Raw genomic sequence first — 15,041 nt, 5'->3', positions numbered from 1 at the left:
TATTTCTTTATAAATTTCAGTTTTTCTACTATAACTACAGAAAAGGAAGAAAAGAGACGATTTCCATCCATCTCTTTTCTTCCTTTTCTCGTTATCGTTTTTTATGGTTATTCAGAACATAGTTTTATTAAAATTGCTATAGAGTTTTTCTAGTGTCTTCGGTCCAACTATTCCATCTACCTGCAGATAAAGTGCTTGTTGAAAAGCTTTTACCGCTTTGAGAGTGGCAGACCCGAATATACCGTCTGCGCCTCCAGAAAGAGAATAACCTAAGTGAATAAGCATACGCTGGATTAACTGTACGTGATTTCCTCGATCTCCGTATTCAATTAGCACTCTTGAAGCCTTTTTCGTCTGTTTCTCAGGTTTTTTTCCACTTCGAAGCTCCGACAAAGATAAACCGAATGTATATTGAAAATGAGGGTAATCTTTTAAGCTTGTCCAATCTCCTCCCCATTCCAACCCGATCCTTTTTCCTACCTCTCCCGCTTTGTTCCATCTTCGATCAATGGTCCAGTCAACTTTTCCGTCGTTATCAAGCAGCGCAATATCAAAAGCTAGTCCATAATTATGATAAGAATAGCCGCCTTTAGCATTAGTCACGATACTTCCTGGTGTTGTTCGGCCTTGTGAATATAGTTTATGCTGCTGCTCTATCGATCTAAATCCTTCAGTGATCACAACAAATATGCTTTCTTTATATGCTTGCCTAATGAGCTCGTACGATTTTTCTTGCACTATTTCATGTACATTCTGCAGCTTATTTTCTGCTTTTTGTAACAGCTTGTCTAATGATAAATCACTCATACTCCCCACTCCTTAACTAGATGGCTTCTCCTTATATATACGTATAAGACAAACTCTAAGGGAGGCATCCAGTATCAGTTTATGCGAGAAGTAGTAAAATGGTGCAACAGTGCCGCCTGCTGTGTAGAGCTGCTGTTATTTCAGTACCCAGTGGCTGATAGCCTTCGCTACTCCGTTGTTGACATTTGTATCTGTCACCCAGTCCGCTGCTTCTTTTACAGCTTCCTGAGCATTTCCCATGGCGATTCCACAACCTGCCGCTTCAATCATAGCCATATCATTTAAGCTGTCTCCCATTGCAATGACTTCATCCATTGAAATGCCCAAACGTTCACATACAGTCATGATCCCTTTTGCTTTGTTAATACCAAGTGCATTAATTTCTAGATTCGTTAAACTAGAATTGCTGATTTCAAAATCTGAAATGCCTGCTATTTGTTTCAGCACTTCTTTTCGTAAAGCATCATCTGGAATATCGTAGCCAAACTTCAGCCATTCCTGTGAAGCAATATCTTCTGGAAATTCATCTCTCCATACTTTATCCGTCGTCACAGCCCAGAAGTTAAGCTTATGCTCTTGCGTTAGATTCCACATTTTCTCAATGTGTGAAGCATCAATTAACTTTCGTTCTACAAGCTGTCCAGATTCATCCCAAATTTCACTTCCGTTTACTGTAATAAGGTAAGAAGACAGCTGAAGAGACTGCGCGTATTCACGGCATGTTAAAAGAGATCGCCCCGTGCTTAATACCACATGAACACCTTGTTCTTGAGCTTTAGCAATGGCCGCACGATTTTCTTCAGAAATTTCTTGCTGATCGTTCAGCAGGGTTCCATCCATATCTAGTGCAATCAGTTTAAATTCTTTCTTTTCATTTGTTTGCATCTTTCTCTCTCCTTCTCATCAATAGTAAGTATGACCTTACGGTGAGCATTTGGCTTATACTATGTAACTCTTACTATAACTGTAGCACAGGAGCATTTCACTCTGCATCAGATAAGCGCTAAAATGGTCAATTATTCTATGGGGAATAATTGAAGGAAAGCAGCATACCTTTGCCGTAATTTATATTTAAAGCTTTTCATTTTTATTTATTTCAACTAGAATTTTGGTAAAAGGATGTGAATGTTATGAACACTATTATTTCACCGGCTGACTTACATACTGCATTACAGCAACCCCAACACTCCATTGTGTTGCTTGACTGCCGATTTACCCTTGGAAAGCCTGAGGCAGGAGCAGATGCTTATCAAAATGAGCACCTCCCGGATGCTCATTATTTGGATTTAGAAAAAGATTTGTCCTCTGTGGCTACTTCTCACGGAGGCAGACACCCGCTGCCCGATGTTCAAAAGCTCGCTCAGAAGCTCGGCAGCTTAGGAATTAATGCTGATTCCAGAGTCGTCGTTTATGATGAACAAAACGGAATGATGGCTTCAAGAGCATGGTGGCTACTGCGATATATAGGAATTGAATACGTACAAATTTTAAATGGAGGTTTTACTAACTGGAAAAAATCGGGATATGAAACAACTAAGAGCGTTCCAGCAGCTTCTCCTCAAACTTTTGTACCTTTCGTTCAACAAGACTGGGGACTTGCAGGAGTTGAATACGTAAAAGAAAACCTTCATAATCCTAATGTCGTTCTTATCGATTCTCGTGAAAAAAAGAGATATCTAGGCTTAGAAGAACCTATTGATTTTATAGCAGGACATATTCCAGGCGCCATTCATTCTTTTTGGCAAGATGTGTTAACTTCAGAAGGTTTATGGAAAACAGATAAAGAGTGGAAGGAGATGTTTTCAGCTATTGATTCTCACGCTGAAATCATTGTATACTGCGGATCGGGTGTATCTGCTTGCCCTAACGTTTTAGCTTTAAAATCAGCAGGTTTTCCAAATGTAAAATTATATGCCGGCAGCTGGAGCGATTGGATTAGCTATCGTGACAATCCAATCGAGAAAAACAGATAGACAAAGAAGGCTCAGTCTCACCAAAAGTATAGAGACTGAACCTTCTTTTTTTGTATTTTTCTTATTAGCCTCATGTTATTTACTAAGCCTCAACATAAAATCATGAAGCCGCTCTAAGGTAAGCAAGTTTTGATTACACGCTTCGCTATCTTGACAAATATAATTTCCTCGTTGGGTAAATGTTCCTTGAACAGTTCCTTTGATTTCAGCAGTGAACATACCGACTTCTTCGTAGCTGTGACAAAGCGTGCATATTCCCTTCTGGTTGATAGGTTTAAACGTTCCTTGAATACCTTTTAGCTTCTGAGTATAGAGATCCTGCGCTACGATAAACTTTTTGTTTGAGCCTTTATCGACCCAGCTAGCATATGAAATGCTCCCTAGATCAATGGTATCAACTGAAGGAATCTTTAACTTTTTCACTTTCGGAAACAATTTTTTCACGCCAGCTTCTGTAAACGATTTAAATGGAATCACGTAAGGCTTTATCGTTTCTAAAAACACCTCTGCTTGTTCTTTATTTTTAACTTCAGCAACCGGTAGCAATAACTCTTCCTGTTCCTCAGTAAGAACTTCAAACGCGTTTAATACTTTTTCTTTTGCAAGAGCTTTTAAAGCCTGCAGCACATCGGAATTGTTCACTGTTCCATACCCATTGATAAGAATTTGCGTTTGGCTTTTGATAAAGTTATATTGATCATTTCTTATAAACGCTTCCACGATCTTCACTCCTTCTTCAGGTAATCAGCTACTTTTTACTTTTTACTTTACCGTATGGATTCCTTTTACGAAATGTAAAAAATAAATCAGAAATAAACTATACCTAAAAAAGCGCGGGCATTCAGTCGCCCGCGCTTGATTTTTACCGTTGCTTTTTATATACAATTTTTTTGATGGTTTCGGTTGATAAGAAGTATTCACGGGCTAGCTCCTCGATTGAAGCTCCTTTTTTGAACAACGTCTTAATCTGTTCGTTTCGCTCGTCAATCAACTTTCTTCCACCAGAGCAAGTGCCCCATTTCTTCCTTGCCTTCTGCGGCTTCGGAATATAAATGGTTTCTCCTTGAATATATTTTTGAATTTCACTAATCAGCTCTTCAGGTAAAATATTTGTTGCTTTTACATACGTCATTTCTGCCAGCTCCTTATGTGATTTTGCTTATACAATAAGGGGCAAAGCCGTATATATTAGAAATGAGATATGCTCGGTTAGGCGATGTCTATTACTAAACCGTCCACCCCATGCAAAGTATCGCCTCTCTAATATCAGGCTTTGCATGAGACGCTGCAGTATCCGGTAAATATCTTTTATTCACCATTTATTACACCTCCGCTTTACATCGAATGGAAACCAAGCTTGTAGAAAATTACAATTATTGGCTCAGATTTTATTATAAGCTATCTGCAATCTTGCAGACAATACCTTCTTACTTATAAAGATGACACCGTAAATAAAACGAACTTGCAGTGAGCTCGTTGTTCTCCCTGCAAGTTCGTTTTATTTTTGTTATGAACGCTTCTGCTTTTTGTTAGCTGAACTGCTTTGAACACCTTGTTCAGAAGTGGTCGTCCCTTGTCCTTCTACATTTGGTGAACCTAGCTCTGATTTTGAGCGGTCTTTTTTAATTTTACTCATGTCACTCACCTCCAGTTTGTAGTGTACCCTTTGTACAGCTACATATAAGGAGACGCGTGCTGTTTTTATTGTTTCTTGAGCATAAATAGCCATAGAAACGTTAAGGCTTGCTTTAATTCATTTGGGAGCTGTCCAATCAGCTTATCAGTAACATTTCGCTTATATACACCTTCGCCATCGATTACTTCCCAACCATTTTCTTTTGCAAGCTGTTCAAACTCCCACGGCATCATCGTATTGCAAATAACGTCTTCCCCATATAGCCTTTGATAACTGTTGGTACGAGGCTGAGCAGTTGGCCCAAGAATACCTACGCATGCATATCCTCCTGGTTTTACAACTCGGTACAATTCCTTCAAAGCTAATCGAGGATGCTCAGTCCATTCTAACGCATTGATTACCATAACCCCTTCTACTGATTCAGAAGACAGCGGGAGCTTCATAATATCAGCTTGAGCGAACGACAAATTTTCACTTTTATGCAGCTGCGATGCTTTTTGAATCATTTCTTCCGATAAATCAAGACCGATTGTTTTGTATCCAGAAGCAGCTAGAAGAGATGTCCCAAACCCATCACCGCAGCCCACGTCTGCCACTATACCACCTGATTTAAGATGTTTTTGAACAAATGGAATCACTGTTTTCCGACTTCCGTTTTTCCACATTTCTTCACTTCGGCTATTCCAAAATGATACTTTTTGGTTCCACTCGTCTTGAGCTTGATCATGCCAATTAAATGTTGTCATTTTTTATCCCCTTTGCACTCTTTTCTTTACCTTATCACTTTTTATAATGAATAAAAACGACTATTTCAGCAACCATATAGATGTAAAGGAAGGTGTTTATTTGTATGAAAGAACGTTTCGTTGCAGTACGTAAAAATGCAGACGGTGACCTCTTAGAATTCCAAACGGCTTCAGGAGACGTTTTAACCTATGAAGAAGCGTTAAAGAAAGTAGAAGCTGGGGACGTTGAGCATGTGAGTACCTTTGTAGGGAAAGACGGCGGTACGTATATTCGCAGCATTCCTGACCATGACAAAACAAATAATCTCGATGCATTGCCATCGTTTTAAAGGAGAATGGATATGACAAAAAAGAATAACAAAGGAAGCGCTAATCAAAGTAATCCAAAAACGCAGCACCACCTTGTTGAAATGGGTGAAGAAATTTCAAGCGGGGATAATTCAAAGGGAAACAAACGCAACAAAGATCAGTCTAGTAAAACACAATAAAAAAAGCCGTGCTTTTTAGCACGGCTTTTTTTATTAATGTTGGCTTGGAAGACCTAATGTTGAAAAATCTCCTGTTGCTACGCTTGTTCCAACTGAAGCAACACCTGCTACTAATGTAAACGCTAATGCCATACCGACTAATACTTTTTTCATAATTATTTCCTCCTCTTTCTTTGATTTGACTCTAGTGTATCACAGGATAAAAGTAGATGAATTCCTTTCTATCAGCATTTATCACCTTAAAACCATGGATTTCCTCCATTTTGATAGAAATTTCTCAAAAATTATAATGATAGGAATATTTTAAACAAATAGAGCTTCAAGTTCTTTTTCTACTAGCTTGACGAATCGCTCGTTTCGCTGCAAGGTGAAAATGGTCATAGACTTTTCCATATATTCTTTACCTTGTTCAATTTTACCTAATTTGATTAAGCTCTCTCCTGCTTGGTAATGAAGTTCTCCAAATAAATACATTGATTCATTACTAATGCACAAATCGATTCCTCGGTTGCTATATATCAATGATTCATCATAGTTACTCATATCTCCAAGCGTTTTGGCAAGTGCATTTAAAATTCTAATTTTTATATTTTCGTCTTTTGTTTGGGGCAGCTCATTTAAGCTTTTGAGTGCTGTTTGATATGTATCTAGAGCCTGTTCATACTCTTTCTCTTCATAAAGAATAATCCCAATGCTATTTAAAATTTCAATTTCTCTTTCTTTATAAAACGTTGCTGATTGCTTAGTAAGCTCGATCGCTTGGTACATTTTAGACAGCGCATCTTCTTTGTTGTGATGAATGTAATACACGCAAATACCTTCGTGCCACATTAAAAACTGCTTGTTCAGCGGATTTTGAAACAGGGGACTTTCTTTTTCTTTTACAATGATATTATGAATAGCATCATAATCTCTCTGACGAATATATTGACGAATTAACGATTGAACCGCATCTACGTAATCAAGTCGAGGTGATTCTACACTATCAAAAAAGTAGTTAACATCTACGCCAAGGCGCTTAGAAATTTTATAGAGGGTAATGCTTGATGGATATTCTTCACCATTTTCAATTTTGCTGATTTGCGCTTGTGTACAAATGTCTCTTGATAATTCTTGTTGTGTCAACCCTGCCATTTTGCGAAGGTCTCTCATAACACTCCCAATTCTATACTCTCTCATCTCTTTTCTCACCCTTACTTTCACATAATATATTCTCTCTATAAACATATAGTGCTTTTATTTAGATAGTCAACTGTAAACACGTTAAAAATTTATACACTGTTTCGAAATTGACCATTCCCTATAATAGCAAATTAATCTATAAGAGTAAAATAGTGTATTATTTTTCTTCTCTAAAAAATCCGAACGATAAATCGTTCGGATTTTCCTTCAACTAACATATTTTTGTTCCAGCCTCATTTACATTTTTCATTTATAAACAGGATATCCAACAAATTTAAAGTCTTTACCAATTGAAGTAACAGAAAGACGCTCCACGTCCACTGCATCCCACATCTTTTCTACGCCTTTTCCTTCTAGAAAAGTAGGAGCTTCTTTTCCTCCTGAAAGCTTTGGAGCCATATACAGCACCAATTTATCAATTAAACGATTTTCTAGAAATGCGGCATTCACTTCGCCGCCTCCTTCAATTAAAAGAGACGACACAAATTTCTCACCTAGTATAGAAAGCATATCTTCAAGATTTACTTTGTCCTCACCGCTTGTGACAAATACTTCGACGCCTTGTTTCTCAAGCTGTTCTTTTTTTTCTTTTGAATAGCCCTGACTTGTAAATACCCATGTTGGGGCTAAAGAATCCGTTGCTAGCTTGGAATCAAGGGGCATACGCAACTTCGAATCCATCACAATACGAATCGGGCTTCGGCCGCCTTCGATGCGAGTTGTCAGCTCGGGGTTGTCCTTAATGACCGTGTTCACCCCTACTAAGATACCCGCCGTTTCATGACGCAGCTGATGTACATCCAAACGAGCTGCCTCAGACGTAATCCACTTGCTGTGAGAAAAAGCAGTAGCTATTTTACCGTCTAACGTAATCGCTGACTTTAACGAAACAAACGGCTTCTTCGTTACAATATACTTATTGAAGACTTCGTTCATTTGACGTGACTCTTCTTCACATACACCTGTTATGACCTCAATGCCTGCTTTTTCTAAAATTTCAACTCCATTACCTGCTACTAAAGGGTTGGGGTCTAAAGTTGCTATGACCACTTTTTTTACACCGGCTTCAACCAGCGCTTCAGCACAAGGACCTGTACGTCCGTGGTGTGAACAAGGCTCTAGCGTTACATAAGCAGTCGCTCCTTGTGCTTGTTCGCCAGCCATTCGCAGCGCATGAATTTCAGCGTGAGGCTCTCCCGCTTTTAAATGCGTACCGATTCCAACGATTCGATTATCGTTTACAATGACAGATCCTACAAGCGGATTTGGATCTGTTTGTCCTTTTGTTGCTTTTGCGTTTTGTAAAGCTATATTCATATAAAATTCGTGATTGATCAAAGAAGAACCTCCTCTTTTAAGTGTCCTGAACGTTTAACTTTGGTGTCTAGATACTTTTCATTAAACTGAGATACATCTCCCCAAAGTGGAACGCGCCCTGATAAAAGTGCGCCGTTTTTCTCAAGTGCGATTAGCTTTTTCGGATTATTCGTAATCAGCGTAACAGGTTTTTGACGCAGTACTTTTAACACACTGATGGCCTCGCTATAACTGCGAGTATCATCTTCAAATCCTAACCCTTCATTCGCCTCTACCGTATCAAATCCGTTTTCTTGAAGAACGTATGCCATTGCTTTGCTGAATAGGCCAATGCCGCGTCCTTCATGATTTGCTAAATAAAATAGCGCTCCGCTTCCATTTTCGACAATCATTTTCATCGATTGTTTTAATTGAAAACCACAGTCGCAGCGTTTGCTTCCGAATATGTCTCCCGTATGGCAGATACTGTGCATACGAATGAGTGCCTCATGCGATTCTTGAAAATCTCCGTACACAAGAACACTCGATTGCTGCATGTCAGCTAAATTAGCTCCTTGCATTTTTTCAATAAGCTCTTCCGTACTTAAAGATCCTTCTTTTACATTATCAGAACGCAACCATGAATACCAACTAAATACTTGTGTCTCTCCATCTAGATTCACCGGAAGCGTGATAGGTCCTACTATATAAATAAAATGATCATCATTTTTTACTACATTAATTTTATCTTTTAAAATTGAAACAACTTTTTCGTTAATCACAGTCATTTCCTCCTCTTATGTGTCTTTCACTTATCTACTCTTTTCACATTGTGCTCAATCTCTCACATGAACAAATATTTTTTCTAGCACTTCACTACATTTATCTTTTTTAATTGATGTATTAGCTTACTAAAAGTAAGTAACTTTACTTGCTTAAAGTATTATATGACGATACATTTATCTTGTAAAGCTTTTATGTTCTCTTTGTTACTTTTAGTAATTAAATTCTTTAATTATATAAATTATATAATTAAAATATAAAAACTTAAAGTAATTTATGTTCTTTAAGTAATTAAATTACACAACACTAGATAAAATGCTGACTTTGTTTTATAATATAGGAAGAGAATGGAGGTAATAACATGGACGGTTTAGCACTCTGCCCGCGTTTTGAAAAGGCTGTTACTATACTAACGAAACGTTGGACGAGTTTGATCATTTTTCAGCTACTTTCCGGCTCACAGCGGTTTTCTCAAATGCAAGAAGCACTTCCAGTAAGCGGAAGGCTCTTATCCGAGCGCTTAAAAGAATTAGAGCATGAAGGAATCGTCATTCGTACGGTTATTCCGGAAACTCCTGTTCGAATCGAGTATTCGCTATCCGACAAAGGATTAGCACTGGCGCCGGTAATTCAGGAAATTCAGACATGGTCCAGTGAGTGGATTACAAAAGAAGAAGTGGAATAAAAGAAATCTCTAAAGAAATCAGGAAGGCTTCAATATCGATGTGCTCACAGCCGTTTTCTTTAGAGCTCCATAAATAAAAAAGGCATGCTCTCCTTGAGCACGCCTTTTTTTATTTATATTATTTTCCTAATGATTCATTTTGAGAAATAATACGCTGTTTCTGGCTTTTTCGGCCGTGCAATACAAGGTATACTGCTATAGCTAAAAGAGCAACAATGGAACAGAATACATACATTCCTTTATATCCGGCTGCTGTAGATAAAATACCTAATAAAAAGGACCCTAACCCCATTCCAGAGTCAAAAAACACAAAAAACGTAGCCGTGGCGACACCTCGGCGATGAGGAGAAGCTTTTTTTACAGCAATGGATTGAAAACTTGATGTAATCGTTCCAAATCCTAATCCAATCAATGCTCCAGCTAATAAAAACACCCAGCTTGTTGTCGCTTGGCTAAGCAAAAAGATACCGATAGCTAGAGATAAAATGGACGGATATACCACGCTGTTTTCTCCGTATTGATCAAACCATTTTCCAGTAAAAGGTCTAGAAGCTAATAAGCACACCGCGTATACAACAAAGAAAAAGCTTGAAGCTTGCGTAAAGCCCATTTCTTTTGCATACATAGACACAAACGAAATAACACTTGCATATGAAAAAGCTACCACAAGGCCAGCAACAGAAATAGGCAGCGAACGGTATTCAAAAAACGCCGCAAGACCTTTAGCTGGCTGTATTTTATTTGTTGCAGAAGAAGCTGGCTCCACCTCAGGTACACGAAGTACTAAACTGCATAATGCCGCTAAAACAGAAGATACAATCGCAACGGTAAAGACCGCTGTATGACCCAAAGTATTTGTTAACGTTAAGCCTACAAACGGACCCACTACCATCGCTAAATTCATGAACGTCGCATAGTATCCCATCCCTTCTCCTTTTCTCTGTTCAGGGATTACATTTGCAACAATTGCTCCTGTAGCAGTTGTGCTCATTCCAAAACCAATACCATGAAGCACACGCAGCAGCAGCAGCGCTGATAATGAGTGGATATTCATATATAAAATAGAACCAATTAAAAAGATGAAGACACCTATTAATAGGACTTTCTTTTGTCCTAATGTTGTCATCCACTTACCGGCTAGCGGTCTGAACACAATGCCGGAGACTAAAAAAATTGTCACAATTAACCCTAAGCTTTGCTTACTTGCATGAAGTTCATCCGTTGCAAACAGCGGCAATGTGACAGTTAACATATAAAAAATGACAAAAACAAAAAAGCTAGTCAGTGAGACCGCTAAAAAATCTTTTGTCCATAATTTCGATTTCTGCATGATTTTCCTCCTTTTATCTTTTCATTCGTACCTATTTATTAAAACAAACTAAAGCATAGTCCATAAATAATATGTATACGAATTATCTCAACTCAAACTATTATAGGGTTCATATATGTAAGTGTCAACATGTATTTATCGATTTCATTTTTCTATAGAAACAAATCGATAAATGAAACCTACATTCACCATCACAATGAAAAAATCCGAACGATTAATCGTTCGGATTTCCCTTCAACTACATTACTTTTATCCCAGCCTCTTTTAGAAGCGTCACTTTTTTAAATGAGAAATAATTTGATCCGTTACTTCACCAGTAGTTGCGCTGCCTCCAACATCTGGTGTAATGATACCCGATTCCGTCACTTGCTCAATAACCTCTAACAAATGACTGCCTAATTCTTGTTCACCGAAATGATCCAACATCATTTTAGCCGTCCAAATCTGTCCGATTGGATTTGCAATTCCTTTTCCGACAATATCAGGAGCAGACCCGTGCACCGGTTCAAACATCGAAGGATATTTTCCGTTCACATTAATATTTGCAGCAGGAGCAACGCCAATACTCCCCATAATAGCAGCTCCGATATCTGTTAAAATATCTCCAAATAAATTGCTTGCCACAATGACATCAAAACGACTTGGATTTGTTACGAAGAAAGCCGCCAGCGCATCGATGTGCTGGGAATCTGTTTCAATATGAGGATAACTCTTTGCAACATCTTGAAACACTTCGTCCCAAAACGGCATGGAATGAACAATTCCGTTTGACTTCGTGGCGCTTGTAACTTTGGCTTTTCTTTTAGAAGCTAATTCAAAAGCATAGCGCATCGCTCGTTCTGTTCCTTTTCGAGAAAAAACCGCATTTTGAATCGAAATTTGATCTTCTCCTTGATATATCCGGCCTCCTACTTCACTGTATTCCCCTTCACTATTTTCACGAACAACAATTAAATCAAAGTCTTTTGGGTTCGTTAGTGGAGATGCGATGCCTTTTAGCCTCTTGGCCGGACGAATATTAATTACCTGCTGAAATTCTCGACGAATCTTAATAAGCAGACCCCATAACGACACGTGGTCTGGCACAAGATTTAAATTTCCTACGGCTCCTAAAAAAATTCCGTCAAAGTCTTGAAGCTGCTGTAGCCCATCTTCCGGCATCATTTGTCCGTACTTCAAATAATAATCACAGCTCCAAGGAAATTCTGTAAATTCAAATTTTAATCCCCCGTGAAGCTCTGCAATCGTATGAAGAACTCTAACTGCCTCTGGAACAACTTCTTTCCCTACTCCATCTCCTGGTATATTCGCTATTTTTAACGTTTTCATCAAAAGTCCCCCTGCGTCTTTTTATATAGATCTATACACAATACTTCATGCATTATACTCTTTTGATTATACGCAGGGAAAATAATCATCTCAAGAAAATTCAGAATATACAAACCGTGAAAAAGACATCCCTCAAAGAGATGTCTTTTTCAAATCGGCAAAAACACTCCAGGTGCTTCCCCATGTTCATCGTCATCGAGCCACCATTTAAAGCCTTCCTGTGCAACTAATTTTTGTGCTTCTTCAGGGCCTTGTGAACCAGATGGATATTCATAAAGCGGCAGCATATCAGCTTCAAATGCATCTAATACTGGCTGTACCCACTGCCAAGATAGCTCTACTTCTTTCCAATGGGCAAAAAATGTGGAGTCGCCGATTAATGCGTCGTAAATAATTCGTTCATATGCCTCCGGCACACTTTCTTCTTCTCTTGAAAACGTAATACGAACCGGCTCAATCACACCATTTTTTAATGGATTTTTGCTATTAAGCTGCAAAGCGACGTTTTCGCTTGGGCTAATTTCAATAATAAATAAGTTTGGCGCTACTTTATCATAAGGAGTTTCATACAGACCTTTTAACGAATCTTTAAATTCAATGACGATACGAGTTGATTTTTCTTTCATTCGTTTACCCGTTCGAATATAAAAAGGAACACCTTTCCAAAATGGATTATCAATCCATAAGCGAGCGGCTACAAACGTGTCATTTTTAGAGTTTGCTTCTACGCCGGGCTCTTCTTTGTATCCTTTAACAGATTTGTGATCAATTTCTCCGCTTCCGTATTGTCCTCGTACAACATCGCGAGCTACTTCTTGTGCTGGAATTTTCCTCAGTGACTCCATTACTTTTTGCTTTTCTTCTAAAATGTTTTCTGAGCAAATTCGTTTTGGAAGATGCATGGCTGTCATCATGAGAACCTGCAGCATATGATTTTGAATCATGTCGCGTATGGCTCCCGTATGATCATAATACCCTGCACGATTTTCAACACCGACTGTTTCACTTGCTGTAATTTGGACATTCGCAATGTGTTTGTTATTCCACAATGATTGCAGTACAGGGTTCGTAAATTCAAGCGCTTCTAAATTTTGCACCATCGGTTTACCTAAATAATGATCAATTCGATAAATTTCTTCTTCTTTAAACGTACTGCTTAGCTTTTCATTAAGCTTTCTTGCAGAAGCAAGATCATGTCCAAATGGCTTTTCAATCATAAGACGCTTCCAGCCGCTCGTTTGGTCTAAGCCGCTTTTTTTTATATGCAGCGCAATTACATCGAAGTATTCTGGTGCTACGGACAAATAAAACAAACGATTTCCTTTACTTCTATGAGTTGTTTCTTGCTCATTCACAAGCTTTAGCAGCTGTTTGTAATCTTCTGTTTTGCTTGCGTCTACTGCTTGGTAATGAAACAGCGACAAAAAATCTTCCTCGTTACTTTCCATTTTCCGTCTTGAAAAATCGTTTATAGATTGCTTTACACGCTCTTTAAAATCCTCATGAGATAGCTGCTCGTATCCTGATCCAATAATAGAAATAGTATCAGGGAGCTTTTTGTCTGTAAATAAATTATAAAGAGCAGGAAAGATTTTTCTTTTTGCTAAATCACCCGTTGCGCCAAATAAAACAAAAGTTAAGGACTCCACGTTTTTTCCTCCCGTCAGGTTGTATGTATGATGGATTTTCTCTTCTCCTAGCTTACCTCTGTTTATTTGGGAATATCCTTTTTTCATCAAAAAGGACGCTCACAAGTGCGAGCGTCCTTTGTTATTCACATTAAAATATTTGTCATTCCCCACAGCAGCAAAAAGCTAAGCAAAATGGTCATATTTGAAACGGTCCCGACAAATTTCTGATCGTATTTGAATTCTACTGCGTAAGGTAAAACGGATCCCGCTACGGGTAGAATGAAACAAACTAAAATTGTATACCGGAACATATCTTCAAATGGAAGCAAGAAAAACAGCGCAATTCCTACGCCAAGTCCGATCACGTAGCGAATGCTTAAAAACATGATAATTTTTTTTAAGTAGCTTTTTTGGAACGAAAAATTTAAATATACGCCTAAAAGCAAAAGAGAAAGCGGCATATTCGCTTTAGAGATAATACCTGAGACGTCTAATACATATGCTGGTAAATGAAGGCCTATAATCGCAAGAAGACAAATGATTACATAGGTCAGAAGCGGCATCGATTTTAATACTTTGTATAAAATCTTTTTAAATTCAATGTCAATATCATCCCCTGAGTAGTAGCTGCCAATTACGTAGCATAAAACAAAAATAACAAAAGCATTTCCGACATCAAACATACCAAAGTATTTAAGCCCTTCTTTTCCCCAAATGCCTTCTACTAACGGATAGGCAAACATTCCAATATTAAACCCTGGAATCATCATCGTCAGCATGCCTTTCACCTTTCGCTCATCTTTTCGAAAAACAAAAATTCCGACTGCAGCTAACAGCAAGCCATAGACAATCCCAATAACTAATAGTAAAATAAGCGATCCATCAATTTTAATACTGCTGAATGTAACAATAATCAAGCAAGGCATTGTAATATTAAAAATAATTCTTGCTAAAGCTTCCCCGTCTTTTTGCTGAAGGAGGTTTGTTCGTTTTAGTATGTATCCTAATAGAATAATTGTAATGGAATACAAAAACTGACTGTTAAAGCTACTCATAGACCTACTCCCTTACCTTCTTTTATACTTATTTAATCGATTGTTTTACCCTGTCTTTTTTAATCCTTGTTTCATTATAATATAAGCAGCCTAAAAAGAA

At 38.1% G+C, this 15,041-nt stretch carries 17 protein-coding genes; 4 read left to right on the top strand and 13 right to left on the bottom strand.

Annotation, left to right across the window (positions count from 1 at the left end; translation table 11 throughout):
- Positions 1-111: 111 nt before the first annotated feature.
- Positions 112-807: a peptidoglycan-binding protein gene (locus tag LJY09_RS09445; protein WP_028413659.1), complete on the bottom strand. Its 696-nt coding sequence runs from the start codon at positions 805-807 to the stop codon at positions 112-114.
- Between the two features lie 135 nt (positions 808-942).
- A complete protein-coding gene (locus tag LJY09_RS09440; protein WP_154972853.1) occupies positions 943-1,692 on the bottom strand; it encodes a Cof-type HAD-IIB family hydrolase in 750 nt (249 codons plus the stop codon).
- Positions 1,693-1,937: 245 nt separating this feature from the next.
- Here LJY09_RS09440 and LJY09_RS09435 point away from each other — a divergent pair, with 245 nt between their 5' ends.
- The gene (locus LJY09_RS09435) at positions 1,938-2,780 is read left to right on the top strand and encodes a sulfurtransferase (protein WP_028413661.1); all 843 of its coding nucleotides are present in this window, start codon (positions 1,938-1,940) and stop codon (positions 2,778-2,780) included.
- 75 nt (positions 2,781-2,855) lie between these two features.
- Here the strand turns inward: LJY09_RS09435 and LJY09_RS09430 are convergent, their stop codons facing one another.
- The 4 genes from LJY09_RS09430 to LJY09_RS09415 all read right to left on the bottom strand — a co-directional run bounded on the left by LJY09_RS09430 (position 2,856) and on the right by LJY09_RS09415 (position 5,162).
- A complete protein-coding gene (locus tag LJY09_RS09430; RefSeq protein WP_228307691.1) occupies positions 2,856-3,500 on the bottom strand; it encodes a FusB/FusC family EF-G-binding protein in 645 nt (214 codons plus the stop codon).
- Between the two features lie 142 nt (positions 3,501-3,642).
- Positions 3,643-3,921, bottom strand: coding sequence for a CD3324 family protein (locus LJY09_RS09425; RefSeq protein ID WP_285852074.1), 279 nt, complete (start codon positions 3,919-3,921; stop codon positions 3,643-3,645).
- A gap of 366 nt (positions 3,922-4,287) precedes the next feature.
- Positions 4,288-4,416: a YuzL family protein gene (locus LJY09_RS09420; RefSeq protein WP_013056674.1), complete on the bottom strand. Its 129-nt coding sequence runs from the start codon at positions 4,414-4,416 to the stop codon at positions 4,288-4,290.
- 65 nt (positions 4,417-4,481) lie between these two features.
- Entirely contained in the window at positions 4,482-5,162 is a 681-nt protein-coding gene (locus LJY09_RS09415; RefSeq protein WP_028413664.1) for a class I SAM-dependent methyltransferase, read from the bottom strand.
- A 104-nt stretch (positions 5,163-5,266) separates the two neighbouring features.
- On the opposite strand from LJY09_RS09415, the gene LJY09_RS09410 reads away from it, so the two are divergent.
- Both LJY09_RS09410 and LJY09_RS09405 read left to right on the top strand, forming a co-directional pair.
- Positions 5,267-5,491, top strand: a complete 225-nt coding sequence (locus tag LJY09_RS09410; protein WP_013056672.1) for a DUF3892 domain-containing protein — start codon at positions 5,267-5,269, stop codon at positions 5,489-5,491.
- 12 nt (positions 5,492-5,503) lie between these two features.
- On the top strand, positions 5,504-5,650 hold the full coding sequence (locus LJY09_RS09405) for a hypothetical protein (protein ID WP_013056671.1): 147 nt from the start codon (positions 5,504-5,506) through the stop codon (positions 5,648-5,650).
- Positions 5,651-5,953: 303 nt separating this feature from the next.
- Here the strand turns inward: LJY09_RS09405 and LJY09_RS09400 are convergent, their stop codons facing one another.
- The 3 genes from LJY09_RS09400 to LJY09_RS09390 all read right to left on the bottom strand — a co-directional run bounded on the left by LJY09_RS09400 (position 5,954) and on the right by LJY09_RS09390 (position 8,916).
- Positions 5,954-6,829 (bottom strand): helix-turn-helix domain-containing protein, encoded by an 876-nt coding sequence (locus LJY09_RS09400; protein WP_014460489.1) that lies wholly within the window; start codon positions 6,827-6,829, stop codon positions 5,954-5,956.
- A gap of 249 nt (positions 6,830-7,078) precedes the next feature.
- Positions 7,079-8,170, bottom strand: a complete 1,092-nt coding sequence (gene ribD, locus LJY09_RS09395) for a bifunctional diaminohydroxyphosphoribosylaminopyrimidine deaminase/5-amino-6-(5-phosphoribosylamino)uracil reductase RibD (protein ID WP_033578754.1) — start codon at positions 8,168-8,170, stop codon at positions 7,079-7,081.
- On the bottom strand, positions 8,167-8,916 hold the full coding sequence (locus LJY09_RS09390; RefSeq protein ID WP_028413666.1) for a GTP cyclohydrolase II: 750 nt from the start codon (positions 8,914-8,916) through the stop codon (positions 8,167-8,169). Before LJY09_RS09390 ends, ribD begins: the two co-directional genes overlap by 4 nt.
- Before the next feature lie 356 nt (positions 8,917-9,272).
- On the opposite strand from LJY09_RS09390, the gene LJY09_RS09385 reads away from it, so the two are divergent.
- Complete coding sequence (locus LJY09_RS09385; protein WP_014460492.1) at positions 9,273-9,596, top strand: winged helix-turn-helix transcriptional regulator; 324 nt, start codon at positions 9,273-9,275, stop codon at positions 9,594-9,596.
- Between the two features lie 118 nt (positions 9,597-9,714).
- Here the strand turns inward: LJY09_RS09385 and LJY09_RS09380 are convergent, their stop codons facing one another.
- The 4 genes from LJY09_RS09380 to LJY09_RS09365 all read right to left on the bottom strand — a co-directional run bounded on the left by LJY09_RS09380 (position 9,715) and on the right by LJY09_RS09365 (position 14,941).
- On the bottom strand, positions 9,715-10,926 hold the full coding sequence (locus tag LJY09_RS09380) for an MFS transporter (RefSeq protein ID WP_028413667.1): 1,212 nt from the start codon (positions 10,924-10,926) through the stop codon (positions 9,715-9,717).
- A gap of 273 nt (positions 10,927-11,199) precedes the next feature.
- Positions 11,200-12,255 carry a tartrate dehydrogenase gene (locus tag LJY09_RS09375; RefSeq protein WP_028413668.1) on the bottom strand — a complete coding sequence of 352 codons (1,056 nt, stop codon included), beginning with the start codon at positions 12,253-12,255 and terminating at the stop codon, positions 11,200-11,202.
- Between the two features lie 149 nt (positions 12,256-12,404).
- The gene (gene zwf, locus LJY09_RS09370) at positions 12,405-13,904 is read right to left on the bottom strand and encodes a glucose-6-phosphate dehydrogenase (protein ID WP_034268269.1); all 1,500 of its coding nucleotides are present in this window, start codon (positions 13,902-13,904) and stop codon (positions 12,405-12,407) included.
- Between the two features lie 125 nt (positions 13,905-14,029).
- Entirely contained in the window at positions 14,030-14,941 is a 912-nt protein-coding gene (locus LJY09_RS09365; protein WP_028413669.1) for an AEC family transporter, read from the bottom strand.
- Positions 14,942-15,041 lie beyond the last annotated feature (100 nt).

The sequence above is a fragment of the Priestia sp. J2 genome (assembly GCF_020790095.1).
Taxonomy (GTDB): domain Bacteria; phylum Bacillota; class Bacilli; order Bacillales; family Bacillaceae_H; genus Priestia; species Priestia zanthoxyli.
Note: the sequence above shows the minus strand (reverse complement) of the source record. Positions and strands in the feature narration are given on the sequence as shown.